Raw genomic sequence first — 19,100 nt, forward strand, 5'->3', positions numbered from 1 at the left:
GTACACAGCCTTGGCAGCGCAGGAAAGCATGGGCAATAATGTTGCCCGCTGTACTTTTTTCACTACTCCGGACCACGCCCATGACCTCACCCCGTCTTCGCCGTTCCCTCGGCTCCCTGCTGATCGCAGCGGCCTGCGCCTCGCTCGCCCAGGCCGCCGATACCAAGGCCACCACCCCAGTTGCCACCGCGCAAACGCAAGCCAGACACGCCATCACGCATGAAGACGTGTGGCTGATGAAACGGGTGGGCGCGCCCGTCGCCAGCCCGGACGGACGCTGGGCCGTGTTTTCCGTGGTCGACAGCGCCTACGATAGCAAGGACCAATGGTCGGATCTGTGGATCAAGTCGCTGCTTGACGACAGCCCCGCGCGCCGCCTGACCTATTCCAAGGGCGGCGAAAGCGCTGTGGCCTGGTCGCCGGACAGCCGCCAGCTGGTGTTTGTTGCCAAGCGCGACGGCGATGAAGCGGGACAGATTTACCGCCTCGATGTCGCCGCCGGCGGCGAAGCGCAACGGTTGACCTCGCTCACCCTGGGCGCGCGCATGCCGAAATGGAGCCCGGACGGCAAGCAATTGCTGTTCATCAGCGACATCTATCCTGGCAACAAGACGGAAGCCGACGTCAAGCAAAGCGCAAAGGAACGCAAGGAGCGCAAGGTCAGCGCCCGTTCCTATGAAACGACGGCACCGCGCTATTTCGACAAATGGCTGACCGACAAGCAAGTACGCCTGTTCATCGTCGATGCGCAGCCTGAGGCGAAAGGTGAAAACACGCCGCGCGACATCCTGTCGGGCACGCAACTGGTGGCGCTGCCGGGCTTTGGCGGCGGCCAGGGCGACGAGGGGCAATCCTTGGATGCCATCTGGACGCCGGACGGCAAGGCCGTCGTCTTCAACGCCGCCACCAACCGCGACGCGGCCCAGCGCGAAGCCGTCTACTCCCAACTGTATCTGCTGCCCGTGGCGGGCGGCGAAGCGCAGCGTTTGACGCAGGACAAGCACAGCTATGGCTCGCTGAAATTTGCCGCCGACGGCAAGACCCTGTTCGCCTTGAGCGACGCGCAAACGCCCGGTAAAGTGTATGACGTGAAACGCCTGGCCAGCTTCGCCTGGCCGATGAGCAATCCTGCGCCAACCATACTGACAGCCAAGCTGGACCGCTCGATTTCCCGCTACGTGCTGCCCGAAGGCGGCAAGCGCGTCATTTTCAGCTATGAACATGCGGGCCTGGAAAAGCTGTACTCGATCGACGCCAAAGGCGGCGACGTGCGCGAAGAGCCATCCTTGCCGACAGGCACCATCAACTCGCTGAGCAGCGGCGGCAAGGCTCTGGTCGGCGTGTGGGAGTCGTCCATCAACCCGCCGGAAATCTATGCCTTCAACGGCAAGCAGCCGAAACGGCTGACGGCTTTCAATACGGACAAGGCAGACAAGATCGACTGGCAGGCGCCCGAGCACTTCTGGTTCACCACGGCCGACGGCCGCAAGATCCACAATATGCTCGTCAAGCCGGCCAATTTCGATCCGAACAAGAAATACCCGTTGTTTACCGTCATCCATGGCGGCGCGGCCAGCATGTGGCGCGACCAGTTCGTGCTGCGCTGGAACTATCACTTGCTGGCCAAGCCAGGCTATGTCGTGCTGCTGACGGACTACAAGGGTTCCACCGGCTATGGCGAGGAATTTTCGCGCTCGATCCAGTTCGACCCATTGAAAGGTCCGGGCGATGAAGTCAACCAGGGCGTCGATGAAGCCATCAAGAAATACCCGTTTATCGACAGCACGAAATTGGCCGCCGGCGGCGCCAGCTATGGCGGCCACCTGGCCAACTGGCTGCAGGCAACCACCACGCGCTACAAGGCCATCGTCTCGCACGCGGGCGAAATGGACTTGATCATGCAGTGGGGCACCAGCGATGGCGGCTTCGGCCGTGAAACGAACGCGGGCGGCCCCGTCTGGTCGAACCTGCCCGTGTGGCGCGATCAAAGCCCGGTGATGCAAGCAGGCAACCACGAAAAAGGCACGGGTTTCACCACCCCCATCCTGATCACCGTGGGCGAACTCGATTACCGCGTGCCGGCCAACAATGCCCTGATGAACTTTGCCGTGCAACAGCGCCTGAACGTGCCGGCGAAATTGCTGGTGTTCCCGGACGAAAACCACTGGATTTTGAAGGGCGAGAACAGCCGCTTCTTCTATAGCGAAGTCGAGGGATGGCTGGCCAAATACCTCAAATAAATCCTGAAACGTTCTTGAAATGAAAAGCCAGGCTCCGCTCATGCGGGCCTGGCTTTTTTCATGCGGGCTGGACGGCGGCCACGGCCGCCTTCTGGCGCTGGATCGCCAGCACCATTAACGCGGCGACGAGGCAGGCGGCGCCGGCCGCGAACAGGGCCGGGTTGTAGGTCAGCATCAGGGTGCGGATGCGGCCCGCGCCGTACGCGGCCACGGCGGCACCCAGCTGGTGGCCGGCGAAGATCCAGCCGAACACCATGCCCGCCCGCTCCCGGCCAAACGTGGCACCCACCAGTTTCACGGTCGGCGGCACGGTGGCGATCCAGTCCAGGCCATAGAACATGGCGAACAGGGACAGGCCGTACAGGGTGAATTCCGAATACGGCAGCCAGAACAGGGACAAGCCCCGCAAGCCGTAATACCAGAACAGCAGTTTGCGGTTGTCATAGCGGTCCGACAGCCAGCCGGACAAGATCGTGCCGAACAGGTCGAACGCCCCCATCATGGCCAGCACGGAGGCGGCCGGCACGGCGGACAGGCCCGAGTCGCCGCACAGGGAAATGAAGTGCGTCTGGATCAGGCCGTTGGTGCTGAGGCCGCAGATGAAGAAGGTGCCGAACAGTATCCAGAAGGTGCGATTGGAAGCCACGCTGCGCAGGATCACGAACGGCGTGGCAAACGTCATTTTTGCGGCCGCTGGCGCCGTCAGGGGCGTGGCCGGGTCGGCGCCGTAGGGACGCAAGGCGATATCCTGCGGACGGTCGCGCATGCACAGGAAGGCCAGCACGGCGACGAGGGCGCAGGCGACGAACACGGGCATGACGGCCGTGCGCCAGCCGTAGTGCTCGATCAGCCAGGCGCCCGCGGGCAGGAACAGCAGCTGGCCCGTGGCCGAACTGGCCGTCAGCACGCCCACCACCAGGCCCCGGTGCGTCTCGAACCAGCGGTTCGCCACCACGGCGCTCAAGACCAGCGCCGTCATGCCCGAACCGAGCCCCAGCAGAATGCCCCACAGGGCCACCAGGTGCCAGAACTGCGTCATGCGCGTGGCCAGCAGCATGCCGGCAGCGATCAGGCCCAGGGCCACGCAGATGACATTGCGCAAGCCGAAGCGTTCCATCAGGATGGCGGCAAACGGCCCCATCAAACCGAACAGCACGAAGCGCACGGCCAGGGCCGAGGAAATCTGCTCGGCATCCCAGCCGAACTCCCGGCTCAAGGGCTGCATCAGCGCTCCCGGCAAGCCCAGCGCAGCGGACGAGGTTAATGCTGTGAGGAAAGTGATGGCGACGATGACCCAGGCAAAGTGGATGCCGCGCCGCTCCAGCCATTGCGAAAAGGGAAGAGAAAGCATGCTGTCCTCATGAGAAAAAATGGATGCCGGTCACTACCAGCCGGCGGGATTTTTCTCATGTTATATTATGATCGTAATTTATACAATCAAAAAACTGGAGCGGCACTGCTGCTTACCGCTCCAGTCCTGGCTTTAACGCTGCGCAGAATGTGGCTTACTTGACCTTCAAGCCATTCTTCACATCCGTCACGCCTTCCACGCTGCGGGCCAGGTCAGCGGCTTTTTTCACTTGCGCCTGGGATGGCACAAAGCCGCTGAGCATGACGACGCCGTTGACCGTTTCCACGTGCACGTCGAGCGCTTTCAAGTCGTTGTCCTTGACGAGGTCAGCCTTGATCTTGGTCGTGATGACGGAGTCGGCCACGGCCGTCTTGGTGCTGCCGGCTGCATTTCGCGTCACGCAGGCGGCCTTGGCCGTCGCATCCATGGCGTCGCAATTTTCCTTCGTCGTGGCGGGCGGATTCTGCGCCACGTTGGTGCCGGCCTTGGCGCCCGTATTGGCGTCGGCCAAAGCGGCCGTCTTCGCCGCCTTGGCATCGTTCATGCACGTAGTTTTCTCGGCGCCCGTGCGGTCGCCGCATTTGGCCTTGGCCAGGTCATACTCGGCATTGGCAACGTCCTTGCGGGCCTTGCCCAGTTCTCGCGGCGTGTTGCGGTATTGCGCCACGGCGTCCGATTCGGCCTTGGCGCGCGCCACCTTGGCTTCTTCCACGCAGACCTTTTTCGCGTTGCCGCTCTGGGCGTCGCAGGCGGCCTTGGCCTGCTTGTAGTCGGCCGTTGCCTTGTCCGTCAAACTCTTGTACGAGGCATCCTGCGCATACGCTGGCGTGGCGGCAAGCAGGGCGCTGGCACTGGCGGCCAGCATGAGTGCGATCATTTTGTTCATGATGGTTCCTCTCTGGTTAGTTGATGCCCAGATTAGACCCCTGCCGGAAGCAAAGCTCCGTGCGACAGCACACGCTGACCGTCCATTCACATAAAAATCATCGTTTATTTGTCGCCGCTCAAGCCTTTTCGCCACAATACTTGCGCCTGTTCAAATATTGAAGCGGGCCCATCAAATACACCGGCGCCATCGGCCAGCGCCAGCCATGCCTGCGTGGCGTGGGAACCGCCGGCGCCGTCGCCAGCAGTGCGCACGCCGCGCATCCAGGCCAGCACATGCCGGTACTGCGCCGGGTGGCGCCCATGCATCCATGCCAGGGCCACCAGGTCCGCATAGCCTTCTTCGCGGCGCGTCTCGCGCAGCTCCTGCGCCAGCGGTGTCAACTTGCCCCGCTGTAGGCTGCGCGGCTCGACAAAGCCACGTGGCAAGGCGTGCCAGTCGCCCTGTGCATAGCGCTGGCAGTGGCCGATCTCATGCGCCATCATCGCTTCCATCATCAGGCCGTGGCGCGTGGCCGGCACGCCCTGCAAGACACTGTCCGCCTGCGCATTGCCGCGCAAGGACAGCACCAGCTTGCAACGCCCTGCCTCGTAGCCCAGCGCCAGCGGCACGGCGCCGGGCGCATCCTGCGGCTGCACGATGATGTCGATGGGCAAGCCTTGCGCACGTGCAAACGCGATGACGGGTTGGCCCGCCTGCAGCCAGCGGGTTTCCAGATCGGTGAGCTGGGCGGCAGCGACGGCGGGCAAAGCAAGGGACACACTTAACAGCGAAAACAGTTTCAACATGGGATCAACAGGAGAAATGGGGATTTACTACTGCAGAGTAAGCGGTAAAAATGTTTCCACAAGGAAAAACTGGCAACTTTTCGCAAATAAAGACGAAAAAAAACCGGTGCGCAAGGCACCGGCTTTCCAGACTGATAATAATCAAAGTCAGCTTATTTCTTCGCCGCCTGGTCCAGTGCGCGGGCCGTGACGAATTCCGGGCGGATATCGTTGGGCACGGCTTTCATCTTGTCGAGCGCCACTTGCACTTCAGGGCGGATCACCACATACTTGCTCATCATGTCTTTCGCGCGCGCATAGTCGCCCGTCGCCTCGATGGTCAAAAATTCACGGTCCAGGTCGATCACGGCCTGCTTGATCTTGCCAAAATCGACGCCAAACTTGCCGTCGCCCAGCGAGACAAAACCGCCCTTGTCGAGGATGTAATTCATCTGGATGGCCATGCCGCGCGCATGCGAATCCGTCAAGCCGAAATGCAGGGTGCGGAAACCGGAGGCGAGGAACGTGTTGTACAGCTTGCGCTCGGCCTCGTCGCCCTGCCCCAGAGTGTCCTTGAGTTGACCCTTGTCCATCATGTAGCGCAGCGCAAACAGGCCCGTGATGTCGGCCTTGGCTTCTTCGATGGTCGAATAGGCTTCCTTCAAGTCCTGGCGCGGCGTCGATGGCTTGCCGTCGACGACGGTCGCGTGCGGGCCCAGGCCGTGCATGATTTCATGCGCGAGGATGTGCGTGAAGAAGGAATTGAAGTCGACGTCCTGCTGCGCTTCGGGCGTCAGCACCAGTTTCGAAATCGGCGTCAGGGTGGCCTTGAACTTGGCTTCCTGCACGTTTTTCAGCATCACGCGCTTGGAGCCGCGCGCGCTGATGATGCGCTCGTCGTTGGGCAAGTTGTAGGCAGCCGTCTGCACGGCCATGTTGCCGTCGCCGGCGCCATACACCTGATTGACCACCACCATCGGCGCCAGCGCGCCCACTTTCGGGTTGCGGTACCGGGCGTCGAGCGGCAGGTTGTCTTCCAGTTCCTGCATGTGCTTGGCGAAGAAGTTCAGTTTTTGCGTTTCCGCCTGGTCGCGGATGTTCACGTACGCTTCGAACGCGGCCTTGTAGCCGAACAGTTCATCGTTATACGTCTCGTACGGACCGATGGTGATGTCGACGGGCGAATCGAGATCCATCCAGGCGAAGTCGGACGGCAGATAGTCGTTGTCGAGGAAAGCCTTGGCGCGCAGGGTCAAAAATTTCTTCAGCGATGCGTTATCCGTGGCGGCGGCAGCTTCATCAAGAAGCTTGGCCAGTTGCTTGAGTTCCACCTTGTATTCATCCGAATACTTGACGGTCTGATATTTGCCATCCTTGCCCGCGCGAATCGTCGTGAAGAACCATTGCGCCTGCTGCTTGTCCTCTGGCGACAAGCCATTCATCCACGTTTCCAGGCTGGCCTTGGTGGCGCCCTGCGGATAGAAATTGCCCGCTTCCGGCTTATGCGCGGGAATGGCGATGCCGGCATAGCTGGCCGGCATGAACGAGGCATGCGCGTCGAGCACCGACCACGGCCCCTTGTTGATCCAGAAATAGTTCAGACGGGCCTGACCCAGCTTTGACGTGTCCTTTTTCAGCGCTGCCCACAGCGCTTCATTGCCGGACCAGCGCTGGCGCAGCTGCAGCACGTCGACCAGCTTGGCCGCCTCGACCAGCTTGGCGATGGCCTGACGGTCACCAAAGGACAGGTGCGTGACATCGGCCGTCAGCGCGACGGGCGCGTAGCGGGCGCTCATGCTGGTCAGTTGTTGCGCGGTGGCCGGTGCTGCCGGCGTTGCGGCGCAAGCGCTGCCGATGGCGGCGGCCATCAGCAGGGGGAACAGGATACGTTTCATGGGGACCTCAGCAAACAATGTAAGGTCCCGATTGTAAACGAGCGCCGCTTAAAACTCTTCCCATGCGTCATCGGCGGGCACCTTGGAGGCCAGCTTTTTCGGTGCCGGCTTCGCTGCTGCCTTGACGGCCGGCCTGGCAGCAGTCATGGCGGCCGGACGCGCACGCGCACGCGCCGGCTGCGGCGCCTGCAGCGGCACTTGCGAGTTGTCGAGCTTGAAGATGCTGACCACCTGCGACAGGCTGCCGGCCTGCGCTTCCAGCGACGCGGCGGCCGAGGCCGACTGCTCCACCAGCGCCGCATTCTGCTGCACCACCTGGTCCATCAGGCCGACAGCCTGGTTGACCTGTTCGATGCCGGACGACTGCTCGCGCGTGGCCACGCTGATTTCGCCCATGATGTCGGTCACGCGCTTGACGCTGTCGACAATGTCTTGCATGGTCGTGCCCGCTTCATCGACCAGGCGCGCGCCCGTGCCGACGCGCTCGACGGAGTCGTCGATCAGCGACTTGATTTCCTTGGCGGCCTGGCTGGAACGCTGGGCCAGGCTGCGCACTTCGGTGGCGACGACGGCAAAGCCGCGGCCCTGCTCGCCGGCACGCGCCGCTTCCACGGCGGCATTGAGCGCCAGAATATTCGTCTGGAAAGCGATGCCGTCGATCACGCCGATAATGTCGACTATCTTTTTCGACGACTCGTTGATGGCGGCCATGGTCTGCACCACCTGCGCCACGACGGCGCCGCCCTTGACGGCCACACCCGAGGCCGATACGGCCAGCTGATTCGCTTCGATCGCGTGCTCGGCGTTCTGCTTGACGGTGCCCGTCAATTGCTCCATCGACGTGGCGGTTTCCTCGATCGACCCGGCCTGCTGTTCCGTGCGGTTCGACAGGTCCAGGTTGCCGGCCGCGATTTCGCGCGAATTGGTGGCGATGGTCTGCGTGCCGGCGCGCACCTGGCTGACGATGGCCACGAGGCTGTCGCGCATGCCGCGCATGGCGTACAGCAAGCTGTTGCGGTCATTCGGCCCGGTAGTGATGGTCACTGCCAGGTTACCAGCGGCAATTTCACCGGCGATGGCGGCCGCGTAGTCGGGCTCGCCGCCGAGCTGGCGCAGCAAGCCGTGGCTGATGCGCCAGGCCGCGATGGTACCGATGGCGATCGCGCCCAGGCACAGCAGCACCATGAAGAAGAAAAAGCTGCGCGCCACCGTGCTTGCGCTGTCGGCCTGTTCGCGGCTCATCTTTTCTTCGAGGTCGATCAGCTGGTTGACGGACGCAAGCCAGCCCGTGAAGGCGGCGGCGCCCTGCTGCTGCAGCAAGGCGGTGGCGCCGGCCACATCGTCGGCCAGGCGCAATTGAATCACCTTGGCGATGATCGGCTGGGCCTTCGCTTCACTGGCCTTGATGGCGGCGAGGGCCGTGCGTTCCGCTTCGGTCACGTCCTTGCCGCTGCCGATGATCTGGTCCAGCGGTGCGGCGGCCTGCGCGTAATTGGCGGCCAGCGTTTCGATGCGCGCGATTTCCGGCTTGGCCGACGCCGCGTCTGCCGCCAGCACCACGTCGCGCAGGGCGATCGCGCGGTCATGCACGCTGCCGCGGAAATTGATCGCATGGCGCTGCTTGACGTTGTTGACGTCGCTGATACTGGTGAGGATGGCGTCGATCTTTTGCACGCGGTTGATGCCGAGTGCGGTAACGATGATCAGCAGCAACAGGACCAGGCCGAATCCCGTATAAAGCCGTGTGCTGATTTTGGTGCTTTGCATATCCGTCTCATCCATTCGTTCATGAAAATGTCCAAATTCTTCATCACCATGATGTTGACATTTGGAAATAAAATTTAATTTATCATGAATGGAAGCAGGCTGCCTGAGGCCGGTCAAAAGCAGCCTTTTTTGAGGCCTGAACCCTACCACACGCGATAGACTTGCCCCGTCTGCGCCCCTTCCACGCTGCGGCTGTAGGCCAGCGCTACGCGGCTTGCGGCGGCCGGCTCGAAGCCGTAGAAGAAGGGGCCATACGATTCCAGCGATTCTTCCAGCACCGTCGGGCTGACAACATTGATGCGCACGCCGCGCGCCAGTTCGATGGCGGCGCCCCGTACAAAACCTTCCACGGCCGCATTCGTCATGCTGGCGGCCGCGCCGAAGCGGATAGGCTGCTCGGCAACGATGCCGCTGGTCAAGGTAATCGAACCGCCATCGTTCAGGTATTCCTGCGCCACCAGCGCCACGTTGACCTGGCCCATCAGCTTGCTGTCCAGGCCCAGCTGGAATTGCTCGGGCGTGAACTCGGCCAGGGGGCCGAAATGCAGCTTGCCGGCCGTGACGACGACGGCGTCGACCCTGCCGATGCGCTGGAACAGGGCGCGCACTTGCGCGATGTCGCCCATGTCGGCCTGGTGCGTGCCCGTGCGGCTGCCCACTTCGATGATTTCATGGCGCTGCGCCAGTTGCGCGGTGACGGCCTTGCCGATGGTGCCGCTGGCGCCGATGATGACGATTTTCATGCTGCTTCCTTGTGTGGGTTGAACGATGGAGACAGTATGCGCCGCTTAGAAAAATAATAAATGCGCTAGAATTTACAAGATTATCAACCCACAGTTTGGAATCAGGGTGGCATGGATAAATTGCGCAGCATGGAAATCTTTGTGTCCGTCGTCGACCAGGGCAGTTTCACGGCGGCCGCCGACACCTTCCGCATCTCGCCCGTGATGGTGGGCAAGCACATCAAACAGCTGGAAGAGCGGCTGGGCGCGCGCCTGCTGGCGCGCACGACGCGCCGGCAAAGCCTGACGGAAATCGGCCGGCAATACGTGGAGCAGTGCCGCCAGATCCTGGCGCAGATCGCGGCGGCCGAAACGGGCGCGGAAGCGATGCGCGCCACGCCGCGCGGCAAGCTGAAGATCACGGCGCCCGTGTCCTTCGGCAGCGAATGCATCGCGCCGCTGATGGCCGACTACCTGACGGCCTACCCGGACGTGAGCCTGGAGCTCAATTTGAATGACAGGATGGTGGATCTGGTGGAGGAAGGCTTCGATGCGGCCATCCGCATCGGCAAGCTGGAAGATTCCGGCATGGTGGCGCGGCCCTTGCGGCCCTATGCGATGGTGATCTGCGCCTCGCCCGGCTACCTGGCTAAGCACGGCACGCCGCGCACGCCGGACGACCTGGCGCGGCACGAATGCGTGGATTTCATGCAGTGGTCGCGCCACATGCGCTGGCGTCTGAGCGGCAAGGAAGCGCGCCACGATGGCGCTGCGACAGAAAGCCGCTTCCGCTCGAACAATGGCCAGGCGCTGCGCATGGCGGCCCTGCACGGCTTCGGCATCGTCATGCAGGCGGAGATTTTACTGGCCGACGATATCGCGGCGGGACGGCTGGTGCCGCTGCTGGCCGATTACGTGCCGGCGCCGCGCCTGATGCATGTGCTGTATCCGCGCGACCGCCAGCCTACGCCGAAGCTGACGACCTTCATCGATTTTCTGCTGGAACGCTACGGGCCGGCGGCGACACCGCCACCGGCCACGCTCACGTAATCGTCGTACTTAGTTCGCTTTGACGGTCGATGGCGCGGAAGCGAGCCTGGCCAGCTCGCCGTCCGGCTGCCAGCCCGCTCCCAAGGAGCGGGCCACGGCCACCGTCGCCAGCAGGCGCTGGGTCTTGATCTGCGCGGCGGCGCGGTCCGCTGCCAGCGAACTGCGCTGCGCGTCCGTCACGTCCAGGTAGGTCGAGATGCCGCGCTCGTAGCGCGTGCGCGCCACCAGGTAGGCGCGCGCCGCCGCTTCCTGCGACAGGGCCTGGGCGTCGCCCTGCAACTGGCGCTGTTCCACGTCTGACAAGGCATCTTCCACTTCGCGCAAGGCCGTCAACAGCTTCGTCTCGTGGTTCGCCACGGCTTCCGCATAGCGCGCCTTGGACAGGTCCAGGTTGGCCTGGTTGCGGCCGCCGTCGAAGATCGGCAGGGACAGGGCCAGCGGACCAAAACTGAACTGGCGCGAACCGCCCTGCGCCAGGTCGCGCAGCTTTTCCGATGCATAGCCAAAATTGCCCGTCAGTTGCAGCGACGGGTAAAACGCGCCTTCGGCCACGCCCACTTGCGCATTCGCCGCACGCAAGCCCGCCACACTGGAAACGAGGTCCGGGCGGTGCGCCAGCAGGCTGGCGGGCAAGCCGACGGGGATACCTGGCGGCAGTGGCAGGATCGAGGGATCGGCCGCCACCGGCAGTTGCAGCGCCGATGGCGGCTTGCCCGTCAGGGTAGCCAGGCTGTTTTCCAGCTGGTTGCGCTGGCGCCTGACTTCATGCAGGTCGGCCTGCGCGTTCGACAGCTCGACTTTCGCGCGCGCCAGGTCCAGCTCATTCGTCAGGCCCGCATTGAAACGCGCTTCGACCAGCTGCGCCGATTCGCGGCGCGTGTCGAGCGCACCATTCAAAATGGCCATTTCCGCGTCCAACCCGCGCAGCTGCCAGTAATTGCTGGCCACTTGCGCCGACAGCATCAGCAGCACGCCATCGCGGTCGGCCTGCGCCGCCAAGGCTTGGGAATCGGCCGCTTCGACCATGCGTTTTACACGGCCCAGCAAGTCGACTTCATACGACAGCGAGCCGCCCACTGAGAAGTTATTGCCGCTGATGGAGCGGTTGCCCAGGGCCAGGCCCTGCGACGTGTTGGCCGAGGTGCGCGAGTTCGAGATGCCCGTGCTGACGTTCACGCTCGGGCCCTGGCTGGCGCGCGCCGTGCCGCTTTGCGCCAGCGCCTGCAGCAGGCGCTCGCCGGCCGCTTTTACACTCGGATTGTCCCGCAGCGCGCTCTGCTCGAGGCGGTCCAGGGTGGCGTCGCCGTAAATGCTCCACCATTCCTTGGGCAGCTGCGCGGCATCCGCAGCGGCCGCGCCGTGGCGGAAGGTGCCGTTGTCGATGCCGGCCACGTTCGCCGGTGCCTTGAAATCCTGGCCCACGGTGCCGCAGGCGGACAGCGCCACGGCAAGGGACGCGGCCAGCGCGATTTTCGTCAATACTGTTTGCATGGTGATTACCTTCTTGTTCTTTAATTGACGGTCAATGACCGCCGCCACCGCCACCGGGGGCTTTGAGTTTGTCGGCCAGCCACAGGGGCACGATGCAGGCCAGCAGGATGGCGCCGATCAGGAAGAAGCCATCGTTGTAAGCCATCACATACGCTTCGCGGCGCACGATGCCGTCGATCGCCTGCAAGGCCTGGTTGCCGGCCGTGACGGCGTCATAGCCCTTGGCCATGAACGACGACGTCAGCTGGTCGATGCGCAGCTGGGTGGCGCTGGAATAGGCGTTGATCGCTTCGCCCAGGCGCTGCGAATGAAAATGCTCGCGGGTGCTCAGGGCCGTGGCCAGCAGGGCGATGCCGATCGAGCCGCCCAGGTTGCGCGTCATGTTGAACAGGCTCGAAGCGGACGGCATGTCCTTCGGCGCGATGCCCTTCATGGCGAAGTTCGACAGGGTCAGCATGACGAAGGGCTGGCCCAGCGCGCGCACCACCTGCGACCACAGCAGCTGGTCGTAGCCGGTGGACGCGTCCATGTAGGCATTCATCATGCACGAACCGCCAAACAGCAACAGGCCGAACGAGCACAGGATGCGGTTGTCCACCACGGACGACAGCTTGGCGACGAACGGCATGATGAACAGCTGCGGCAAGCCCACCCACATGATGACTTCACCGATCTGCATCGGCGAGTAGCCCGCGATCTGGCCCAGGAACAGCGGTAGCAAAAAGGCCGAGCCATACAGGCCCATGCCCGTCACGGCCGACAGCACGGTGGCGACGAGGAAATTGCGCTGGCCGTACAGGGCCAGGTTGACGAACGGTTCGGCGCGCGTGGCGCTGGTGACGACCCAGCCCAGGATACCCACCAGGGCCATCGAGGCGAAGGCGATGATGAAACCGGAGTCGAACCAGTCCTTCGAGTTGCCCTCTTCCAGGAAGATGGTCAGGCAGCCGAGGCCCAGGGCCATGAAGAAGATGCCCAGCCAGTCGGCTTTCCAGAACATCTCGAGCTTCATCGGCTCCTTGTCCAGGCCATAGATCATGCCGGCGATCAGCAGCACGCCCGGCACCCAGTTGATGTAGAAGATCGATGGCCAGCCATACAGCTCGCTCAAGTACCCGCCCAGGGTCGGGCCCATGGCCGGCGCCAGGGTGGCCGTCAGGCCGAAAATCGCCATGCCGACGGCGCGCTTCGACGGCGGCAGCTTGAGCATCACCAGGGTGAACGCCATCGGGATCAGGGCGCCGCCCGTGAAACCCTGCAGCATGCGGAAGACGATCATGCTTTCCAGGTTCCAGGCCGTGCCGCACAAGGTGGAGAACAGCAGGAAGAAAGCGGTGGTGCCGATCATGTAGGTACGCAGACCAAACACGCGCGCCAGCAGCGCGGTGAGGGGAATGACGATAATTTCCGCCACTAGGTAGGCCGTGGAAATCCACGAGCCTTCTTCCTGGGTGGCCGACAGCGAGCCAAGGATATCCTTGAGCGAGGAATTGGTGATCTGGATGTCGAGCACCGCCATGAAGGCGCCCAGCATGCCGGCGGCGACCGCCAGCCAGGTGCGCCCGGAGACTTTCTCGTCGATCACGGGAAACGCTGGCGGCTTCGCCAGCGTGGTGGAGGGGCTGCTCATGGAAGCTTAGTGCGTGGTGGACTGGGCGGCGGGAGCGGCGGCATGGCGCGCGGCCGGCTGCGTTTCAGGCTGATTCACTTCCACTTCGGCGATCACCGACATGCCCGGCACCAGGCGCCCATTCATGGCCTTGATGTCTTCCGGCTGGAAGACGATTTTCACCGGCACGCGCTGGACGATCTTGGTGAAGTTGCCGGTGGCGTTATCGGCCGGCAGCAGCGCGAATTGCGCGCCCGAAGCAGGAGCGAAGCTGTCCACGGTACCGACCAGTTTCTTGCCCGGCATGGCATCGATGGTCACGTGCACGCTCTGGCCGCGGTGCAGGTCGGCCAATTGGGTTTCCTTGAAGTTGGCGGTGACCCAGACGTTGTCCTGCACGATGGCCGTCAATTGCTGGCCAGGCTGCACGCGCATGCCCGTTTCCACGTTGCGCTTGCCGATGCGGCCGGCGACAGGGGCCAGGATGCGGTTGTATTGCAGCTGCTGCTGCGCGTCCTTCAATTGCACGCGCAGCACGGCCACTTGTGCCTTGGCCACGTCGCGCGCAGCTTGCGCCGCGCCGATCTGCGCCTTGGCGGCCGACGCGCTGTCGCGGCGGGCGGCCAGATCGGCCACGGCGCTCGAGCGGGCCGCGTTGGCCGCGTCGAGTTCCGCTTTCGAGACGGCTTTCATCTGGCTCGTGTACAGCTGGCCATAACGGTCCGCATCCTGCTTTGCGCGCAGCAGCTGCGCATCGGCTTGCGCCACTTGCGCCTGGGCGCCACTGGCTTGCGCCTGCACTTGCGCGATCTGCGCGTCCGCTTGCAGCACTTGCTGCTCGGCGCTGGCGATCTGCGCGGCGATCTGCTCGGTTTTCACGCGCTGGTCGAACGGGTCGAGTTCGGCGATCACGTCGCCCTCTTTCACCATTTGATTGTCGTCGATGAAGACCTTGGTGACGACGCCGGAAATGCGCGCCGAGACGGGATGCACGTGGCCGGCCACATAGGCATTTTCCGTTTCCACGAAATAGTGGCTGCGGTACCACATGCGCGCGCCGGCGCCCAGCGCCACGAGGACGATCAGGCCGGCGATGATTTTGACGCGGTTGTTCGGTGGTGCGGAGCTGGCGGAAGCGGCGGGCGCGGAAGGGGCGGCCGGGGCCGCGGGTGGGACGGCGCTCAGCACTTTGTGCTCTGCTTGGCCTGGCTGGTTGGACATACTCGCTCCGGAAATGAAATGATATATGTTCATTATTGGGCAAAGAAAAGCCAAAGTCAAGAAATGAAACGATTGCATTTCATTTTAATTTGCACTACAGTGTGAGCCATCACTTACCTTCCAACTTATAAAGAGACCCAGACCATGTCCGATCCCGGCCTCAGCGATACCTTGCCTACCGATAAAGAATCCGGCGACACCGCCCAGGAGCTTTCCTGCTGCGGCAAACCAGCCGGCCGCCCGCGCGCGGCCGACATGGAAGCGCGCATGGACAACCTTCTGCACACGGCCGGTTGTCTGTTTCTGGAAAAAGGGTACGGAAAGGTCAGCCTGGAAATGATCGCCCGCGAAGCCCACGTGGCCGTGCGCACGATTTATGTGAAGTTTGGCGGCAAGTCGGGCTTGTTCAATGCCGTGGTGGAATTGCGCCGCGCCGCCTACTTCTCGACCATGCCGGCGCTGGAAACGGATATGCGCCCCCTGCCCACCATCCTGGGCGAGTTCGGCCTGCTGTTCGTGCAACTGGTCACCATGCCGGCGGCCATCCACCTCAATCGCATGGTGGTGGCCGAAGCGGCCACGCATCCTGAACTGGCGGAAACGTTTTACAAGGTGGGACCGGGACAGACGCGCGAGATGCTCACGCGGTTTTTCAGCCGCCCCGACATCGCGCCCCTGTTTCGCGCGGAACTGGCACCGGCGATGCTGTCGCTGCACCTGCTCAATTGCCTGCTGGGCGACCAGATGTCGCGCCTGCTGTTTCCTCCGCAAACGCAACCGGATGTGGCGCAATTACGCGCCAAGGTGGCCGTCAGTCTCGACCTGTTCCTGCGCGGCACCCTGCGCCAGCCGCTGGCGGACTAACACGGGAAGGCTGACCGGGGAGGTCAGCCAGGGCGGCTGCAGCCTTCCGGCTGCGCCGCTTCGGCGCGTTCATCGTTCAAGCCCAGCGCGCGCAGGAAAGGCTGGGCCGCCGACGCGCCATCGACAGTGAGTGAAGACTCGCTTTCATCGTAGCGGTCCGGGCCATAGCGCATCAGGTCGAACGAGGTTTCAAAGCGCTGCGCCAGGAAATACGTGCGGAAGTAATCGAAGGAAAACGCCACCTGGCCATCTTCCCGCAACAGCAAGCCATGCGCATACAGCGGTGCCAGCCAGTCTCCGGCCGCCATGCTCCAGCCTTTCACGCCGCAATAGTCGCTGGCAAAGCGCTCCAGCTCCGCCTCGCTGAGGAAAACGCTCTTGGCTTCGAACATCACGAACGCCAGCTCGATCAGGAATTCGCGCGCATCGGCAGCCGCGCCGGCGTCCGCGCGCTGCTGCGCGCCCGCCTTGCCCAGCAAGCCATCGAGATAATCGCGCTCGCCTGCCAGCTGCGGCAGCAAGGTGGCAAACACATACTCGGCATCCACCTGCCCCGTTTCCTGGCCATTCGGCGTGTACAGCACCGACAGGGCGAAATTCTTGCTCACGTCATCGAACTCGCGCAGCGACACCGTCCACCGCGTGCCTGGCGCACCGCCATCGGCGGCGGCCTCGCCCGTGCCGAACTCGAGCACGGCAAACGCCGCCATCTGGCCACTGGTATCGTACAGGCTGCCGGGATTGCTCTTGAACAAGATGCCCAGCGACTTCATGAGCGAACTGGCATCGCCCGTATGCTGGTGGCCATGGAACACGGCGTGGATATTCTTGTAGTGCGCGCGCTGCTCGGCACTGGCGTGCTCATCGGCGGAGAAAAAACTGAAGCCGGCATTGCCCAGCGCCGCAGCGGCGACACCCTGCGCGCGGCTGCCCGGCACCAGGTAGAAACGCGCGCCAGGCAAGCTGGCCGCCTGCAGCAAGGGGCGCAGGAAGTATTCGTAGACATACACGGGCGTCGTGCCGGCACAGGCGTCGGGCGCCACCAGCTGGCCCGTGAAGAAAATCGCATCGATACGCTTGCCCGCCGCCAGGATAGCGGCCACATCCTGGTACAAGGCATGCAGCATCACGGCTTGCTCTTGCTCGTCAGCCCGGCGCAAACGGACGTCGGCAATATGAAGGGCGGTAAATTTTTTCATCGTTGCAAAGCTCTCTCAGTACAGCGGAATTTGACCGTATCCCACGCTGGCAACATTCCTGGAAAAATCACGCGTTTCTATTGAAGCAAAAAGAAGAACATGGTGACAGACCTCCATTCTGTCACTTTTTCCACACGGCAATACTCACCAATTTTCACAAGGCACCGCTGCGTCACGTTTTACTATGCCGCAGGTCAAAGGAAATAAAAAAAACCGGGAATATGTCCCGGTTTTTTGTACTGAACGTTAACGCTTTATCAGCGCTTGCGCGGCGGCGGCAGGTCCGTGCACACGCCTTCGTACACTTCGGCCGCCATGCCAATCGACTCGCCCAAGGTCGGGTGCGGATGGATGGTCTTGCCGATGTCGGTGCCGTCGCAGCCCATTTCGATGGCCAGCGCGATTTCACCGATCATGTCGCCCGCATGCGTGCCGACGATGGTGCCGCCGATGATGCGGTGCGTTTCAGCGTCGAACAGCAGCTTGGTGAAGCCTTCGGCGCGGCCGTTGGCCACGGCGCGGCCCGAAGCTGCCCAAGGGAAGTGGCCCTTCTCGACCTTGATACCCTTGGCTTTCGCTTCGTCTTCCGTGATGCCGGCCCATGCCACTTCCGGATCCGTGTAGGCGACCGACGGGATCACCTTGACGTCGAAGTGCGACTTCTGGCCAGAGGCGGCTTCCGCTGCCACGTGGGCTTCATGCACGGCCTTGTGCGCCAGCATCGGCTGACCGACCAAATCACCGATGGCGAAGATGTTCGGCACGTTGGTGCGCATCTGGCTGTCGACGTTGATGAAACCGCGATCCGTCACCTGCACGCCCGCCTTCTCGGCGGCCAGCTTCTTGCCGTTCGGGCTGCGGCCCACGGCCACCAGTACCAGGTCATAGATCTGTGGCGCCGGTGCGGTAGCACCCGCTTCGGCCGCTTCGAACGTGACCTTGATGCCTTCCGGCAGCGCTTCCACCGCGACCGTTTTGGTCTTGGTCATGATGTTGTCGAAGCGCTTCTCGTTGAACTTCTGCCACACCTTGACGGCGTCGCGGTCCGCACCCTGCATCAGGCCATCCATCATTTCGACCACGTCGATGCGCGCGCCGAATGTGGAATACACGGTCGCCATTTCCAGACCGATGATGCCGCCGCCGATGACCAGCATGCGTTTCGGGATCTGGCGCAATTCCAGCGCGCCCGTCGAATCGACGATGCGCGGGTCTTCCGGCACGAATGGCAGTTTCACCACGGACGAACCGGCGGCAATGATCGCTTGCTTGAACTGCACGACTTTTTTGGAGCCGTCGCCTGCCGTCACTTCGATGTGGTTCGCGGACAGGAACTGGCCCACGCCCGTGACCACTTGCGTCTTGCGCGCCTTGGCCATGCCGGCCAGACCGCCCGTCATGTTCGAGATCACGCCTTCCTTGTACTTGCGTACCTGGTCGATGTCGATCGTCGGCTTGGCGAACGTCACGCCCGTGTTGGACATGTGCGCCGTTTCATCGATGACGGAGGCGACGTGCAGCAGCGCCTTCGACGGGATGCAGCCCACGTTCAGGCACACGCCGCCCAGGGTCGCGTAGCGCTCGACGATGACCGTCGACATGCCCAGGTCGGCCGCGCGGAACGCCGCCGAATAGCCGCCAGGACCGCCGCCCAGCACCATCATGTCGACGTCGATGTCAACCTGGCCGCTGTAATTGCCGGCCGGGATGGCGGCGACAGGTGCAGGAGCCGCAGCGGCTGCCGGAGCGGATGCCGCCGGTGCAGGAGCGGCAGCTGGCGCGGCAGCGGCAGCACCTTCCGACGCTTCCACCACCAGCAGCGCGCTGCCTTCGGCGATCTTGTCGCCGACCTTGACTTTCAACTCCTTGACGACGCCGGCGTGGGTCGATGGAATCTCCATGCTGGCCTTGTCCGATTCGACCGTGATCAGGGACTGGTCCACCTTGATGGTGTCGCCCACCTTGACCATCAGTTCGATGACTTCGACTTCCTTGAAGTCGCCGATATTCGGTACTTTTACCTCTACTGTACTCATCA

Annotated in this window: 14 protein-coding genes; 3 read left to right on the forward strand and 11 right to left on the reverse strand. The window is 63.0% G+C overall.

All coding sequences use genetic code 11. From position 1 onward, the window contains the following. Nucleotides 1-80: 80 nt before the first annotated feature. Nucleotides 81-2,240 (forward strand): alpha/beta hydrolase family protein, encoded by a 2,160-nt coding sequence (locus tag IGS55_RS10010; RefSeq protein WP_230517160.1) that lies wholly within the window; start codon nt 81-83, stop codon nt 2,238-2,240. A gap of 58 nt (nt 2,241-2,298) precedes the next feature. On the opposite strand, the gene IGS55_RS10015 is transcribed toward IGS55_RS10010, so the two are convergent. The 6 genes from IGS55_RS10015 to IGS55_RS10040 all read right to left on the reverse strand — a co-directional run bounded on the left by IGS55_RS10015 (nt 2,299) and on the right by IGS55_RS10040 (nt 9,649). Next, nucleotides 2,299-3,591, reverse strand: coding sequence for an MFS transporter (locus IGS55_RS10015; protein WP_230517159.1), 1,293 nt, complete (start codon nt 3,589-3,591; stop codon nt 2,299-2,301). A 154-nt stretch (nt 3,592-3,745) separates the two neighbouring features. After that, a complete protein-coding gene (locus IGS55_RS10020; RefSeq protein WP_230517158.1) occupies nt 3,746-4,477 on the reverse strand; it encodes a BON domain-containing protein in 732 nt (243 codons plus the stop codon). A gap of 104 nt (nt 4,478-4,581) precedes the next feature. Continuing rightward, nucleotides 4,582-5,265 carry a hypothetical protein gene (locus IGS55_RS10025; protein WP_230517157.1) on the reverse strand — a complete coding sequence of 228 codons (684 nt, stop codon included), beginning with the start codon at nt 5,263-5,265 and terminating at the stop codon, nt 4,582-4,584. Between the two features lie 152 nt (nt 5,266-5,417). Continuing rightward, nucleotides 5,418-7,139, reverse strand: a complete 1,722-nt coding sequence (locus IGS55_RS10030; RefSeq protein WP_230517156.1) for a dipeptidyl-peptidase 3 family protein — start codon at nt 7,137-7,139, stop codon at nt 5,418-5,420. A 48-nt stretch (nt 7,140-7,187) separates the two neighbouring features. Further along, nucleotides 7,188-8,906, reverse strand: a complete 1,719-nt coding sequence (locus IGS55_RS10035; RefSeq protein WP_230517155.1) for a methyl-accepting chemotaxis protein — start codon at nt 8,904-8,906, stop codon at nt 7,188-7,190. Nucleotides 8,907-9,049: 143 nt separating this feature from the next. Then, nucleotides 9,050-9,649, reverse strand: coding sequence for a short chain dehydrogenase (locus tag IGS55_RS10040; protein ID WP_230517154.1), 600 nt, complete (start codon nt 9,647-9,649; stop codon nt 9,050-9,052). Nucleotides 9,650-9,760: 111 nt separating this feature from the next. Here IGS55_RS10040 and IGS55_RS10045 point away from each other — a divergent pair, with 111 nt between their 5' ends. Next, on the forward strand, nt 9,761-10,678 hold the full coding sequence (locus tag IGS55_RS10045; protein WP_230517153.1) for a LysR family transcriptional regulator: 918 nt from the start codon (nt 9,761-9,763) through the stop codon (nt 10,676-10,678). A gap of 9 nt (nt 10,679-10,687) precedes the next feature. Here IGS55_RS10045 and IGS55_RS10050 read toward each other — a convergent pair whose 3' ends face one another. The 3 genes from IGS55_RS10050 to IGS55_RS10060 are packed head-to-tail and all read right to left on the reverse strand — an operon-like array spanning nt 10,688 to nt 14,999. After that, on the reverse strand, nt 10,688-12,169 hold the full coding sequence (locus IGS55_RS10050) for an efflux transporter outer membrane subunit (RefSeq protein ID WP_230517152.1): 1,482 nt from the start codon (nt 12,167-12,169) through the stop codon (nt 10,688-10,690). Between the two features lie 31 nt (nt 12,170-12,200). After that, nucleotides 12,201-13,799 carry a DHA2 family efflux MFS transporter permease subunit gene (locus IGS55_RS10055; RefSeq protein ID WP_070301420.1) on the reverse strand — a complete coding sequence of 533 codons (1,599 nt, stop codon included), beginning with the start codon at nt 13,797-13,799 and terminating at the stop codon, nt 12,201-12,203. 6 nt (nt 13,800-13,805) lie between these two features. Further along, nucleotides 13,806-14,999: an HlyD family secretion protein gene (locus IGS55_RS10060; protein WP_230517151.1), complete on the reverse strand. Its 1,194-nt coding sequence runs from the start codon at nt 14,997-14,999 to the stop codon at nt 13,806-13,808. A 144-nt stretch (nt 15,000-15,143) separates the two neighbouring features. On the opposite strand from IGS55_RS10060, the gene IGS55_RS10065 reads away from it, so the two are divergent. Beyond that, on the forward strand, nt 15,144-15,863 hold the full coding sequence (locus IGS55_RS10065; RefSeq protein WP_034747405.1) for a TetR/AcrR family transcriptional regulator: 720 nt from the start codon (nt 15,144-15,146) through the stop codon (nt 15,861-15,863). 23 nt (nt 15,864-15,886) lie between these two features. On the opposite strand, the gene IGS55_RS10070 is transcribed toward IGS55_RS10065, so the two are convergent. Then, nucleotides 15,887-17,062 (reverse strand): hypothetical protein, encoded by a 1,176-nt coding sequence (locus IGS55_RS10070; protein WP_230517150.1) that lies wholly within the window; start codon nt 17,060-17,062, stop codon nt 15,887-15,889. A gap of 257 nt (nt 17,063-17,319) precedes the next feature. Next, nucleotides 17,320-19,098, reverse strand: a complete 1,779-nt coding sequence (gene lpdA, locus IGS55_RS10075; RefSeq protein ID WP_230517149.1) for a dihydrolipoyl dehydrogenase — start codon at nt 19,096-19,098, stop codon at nt 17,320-17,322. Between the last annotated feature and the right edge of the window lie 2 nt (nt 19,099-19,100).

The sequence above is a fragment of the Janthinobacterium sp. EB271-G4-3-2 genome (assembly GCF_020858035.1).
GTDB lineage: Bacteria > Pseudomonadota > Gammaproteobacteria > Burkholderiales > Burkholderiaceae_D > Janthinobacterium > Janthinobacterium aestuarii.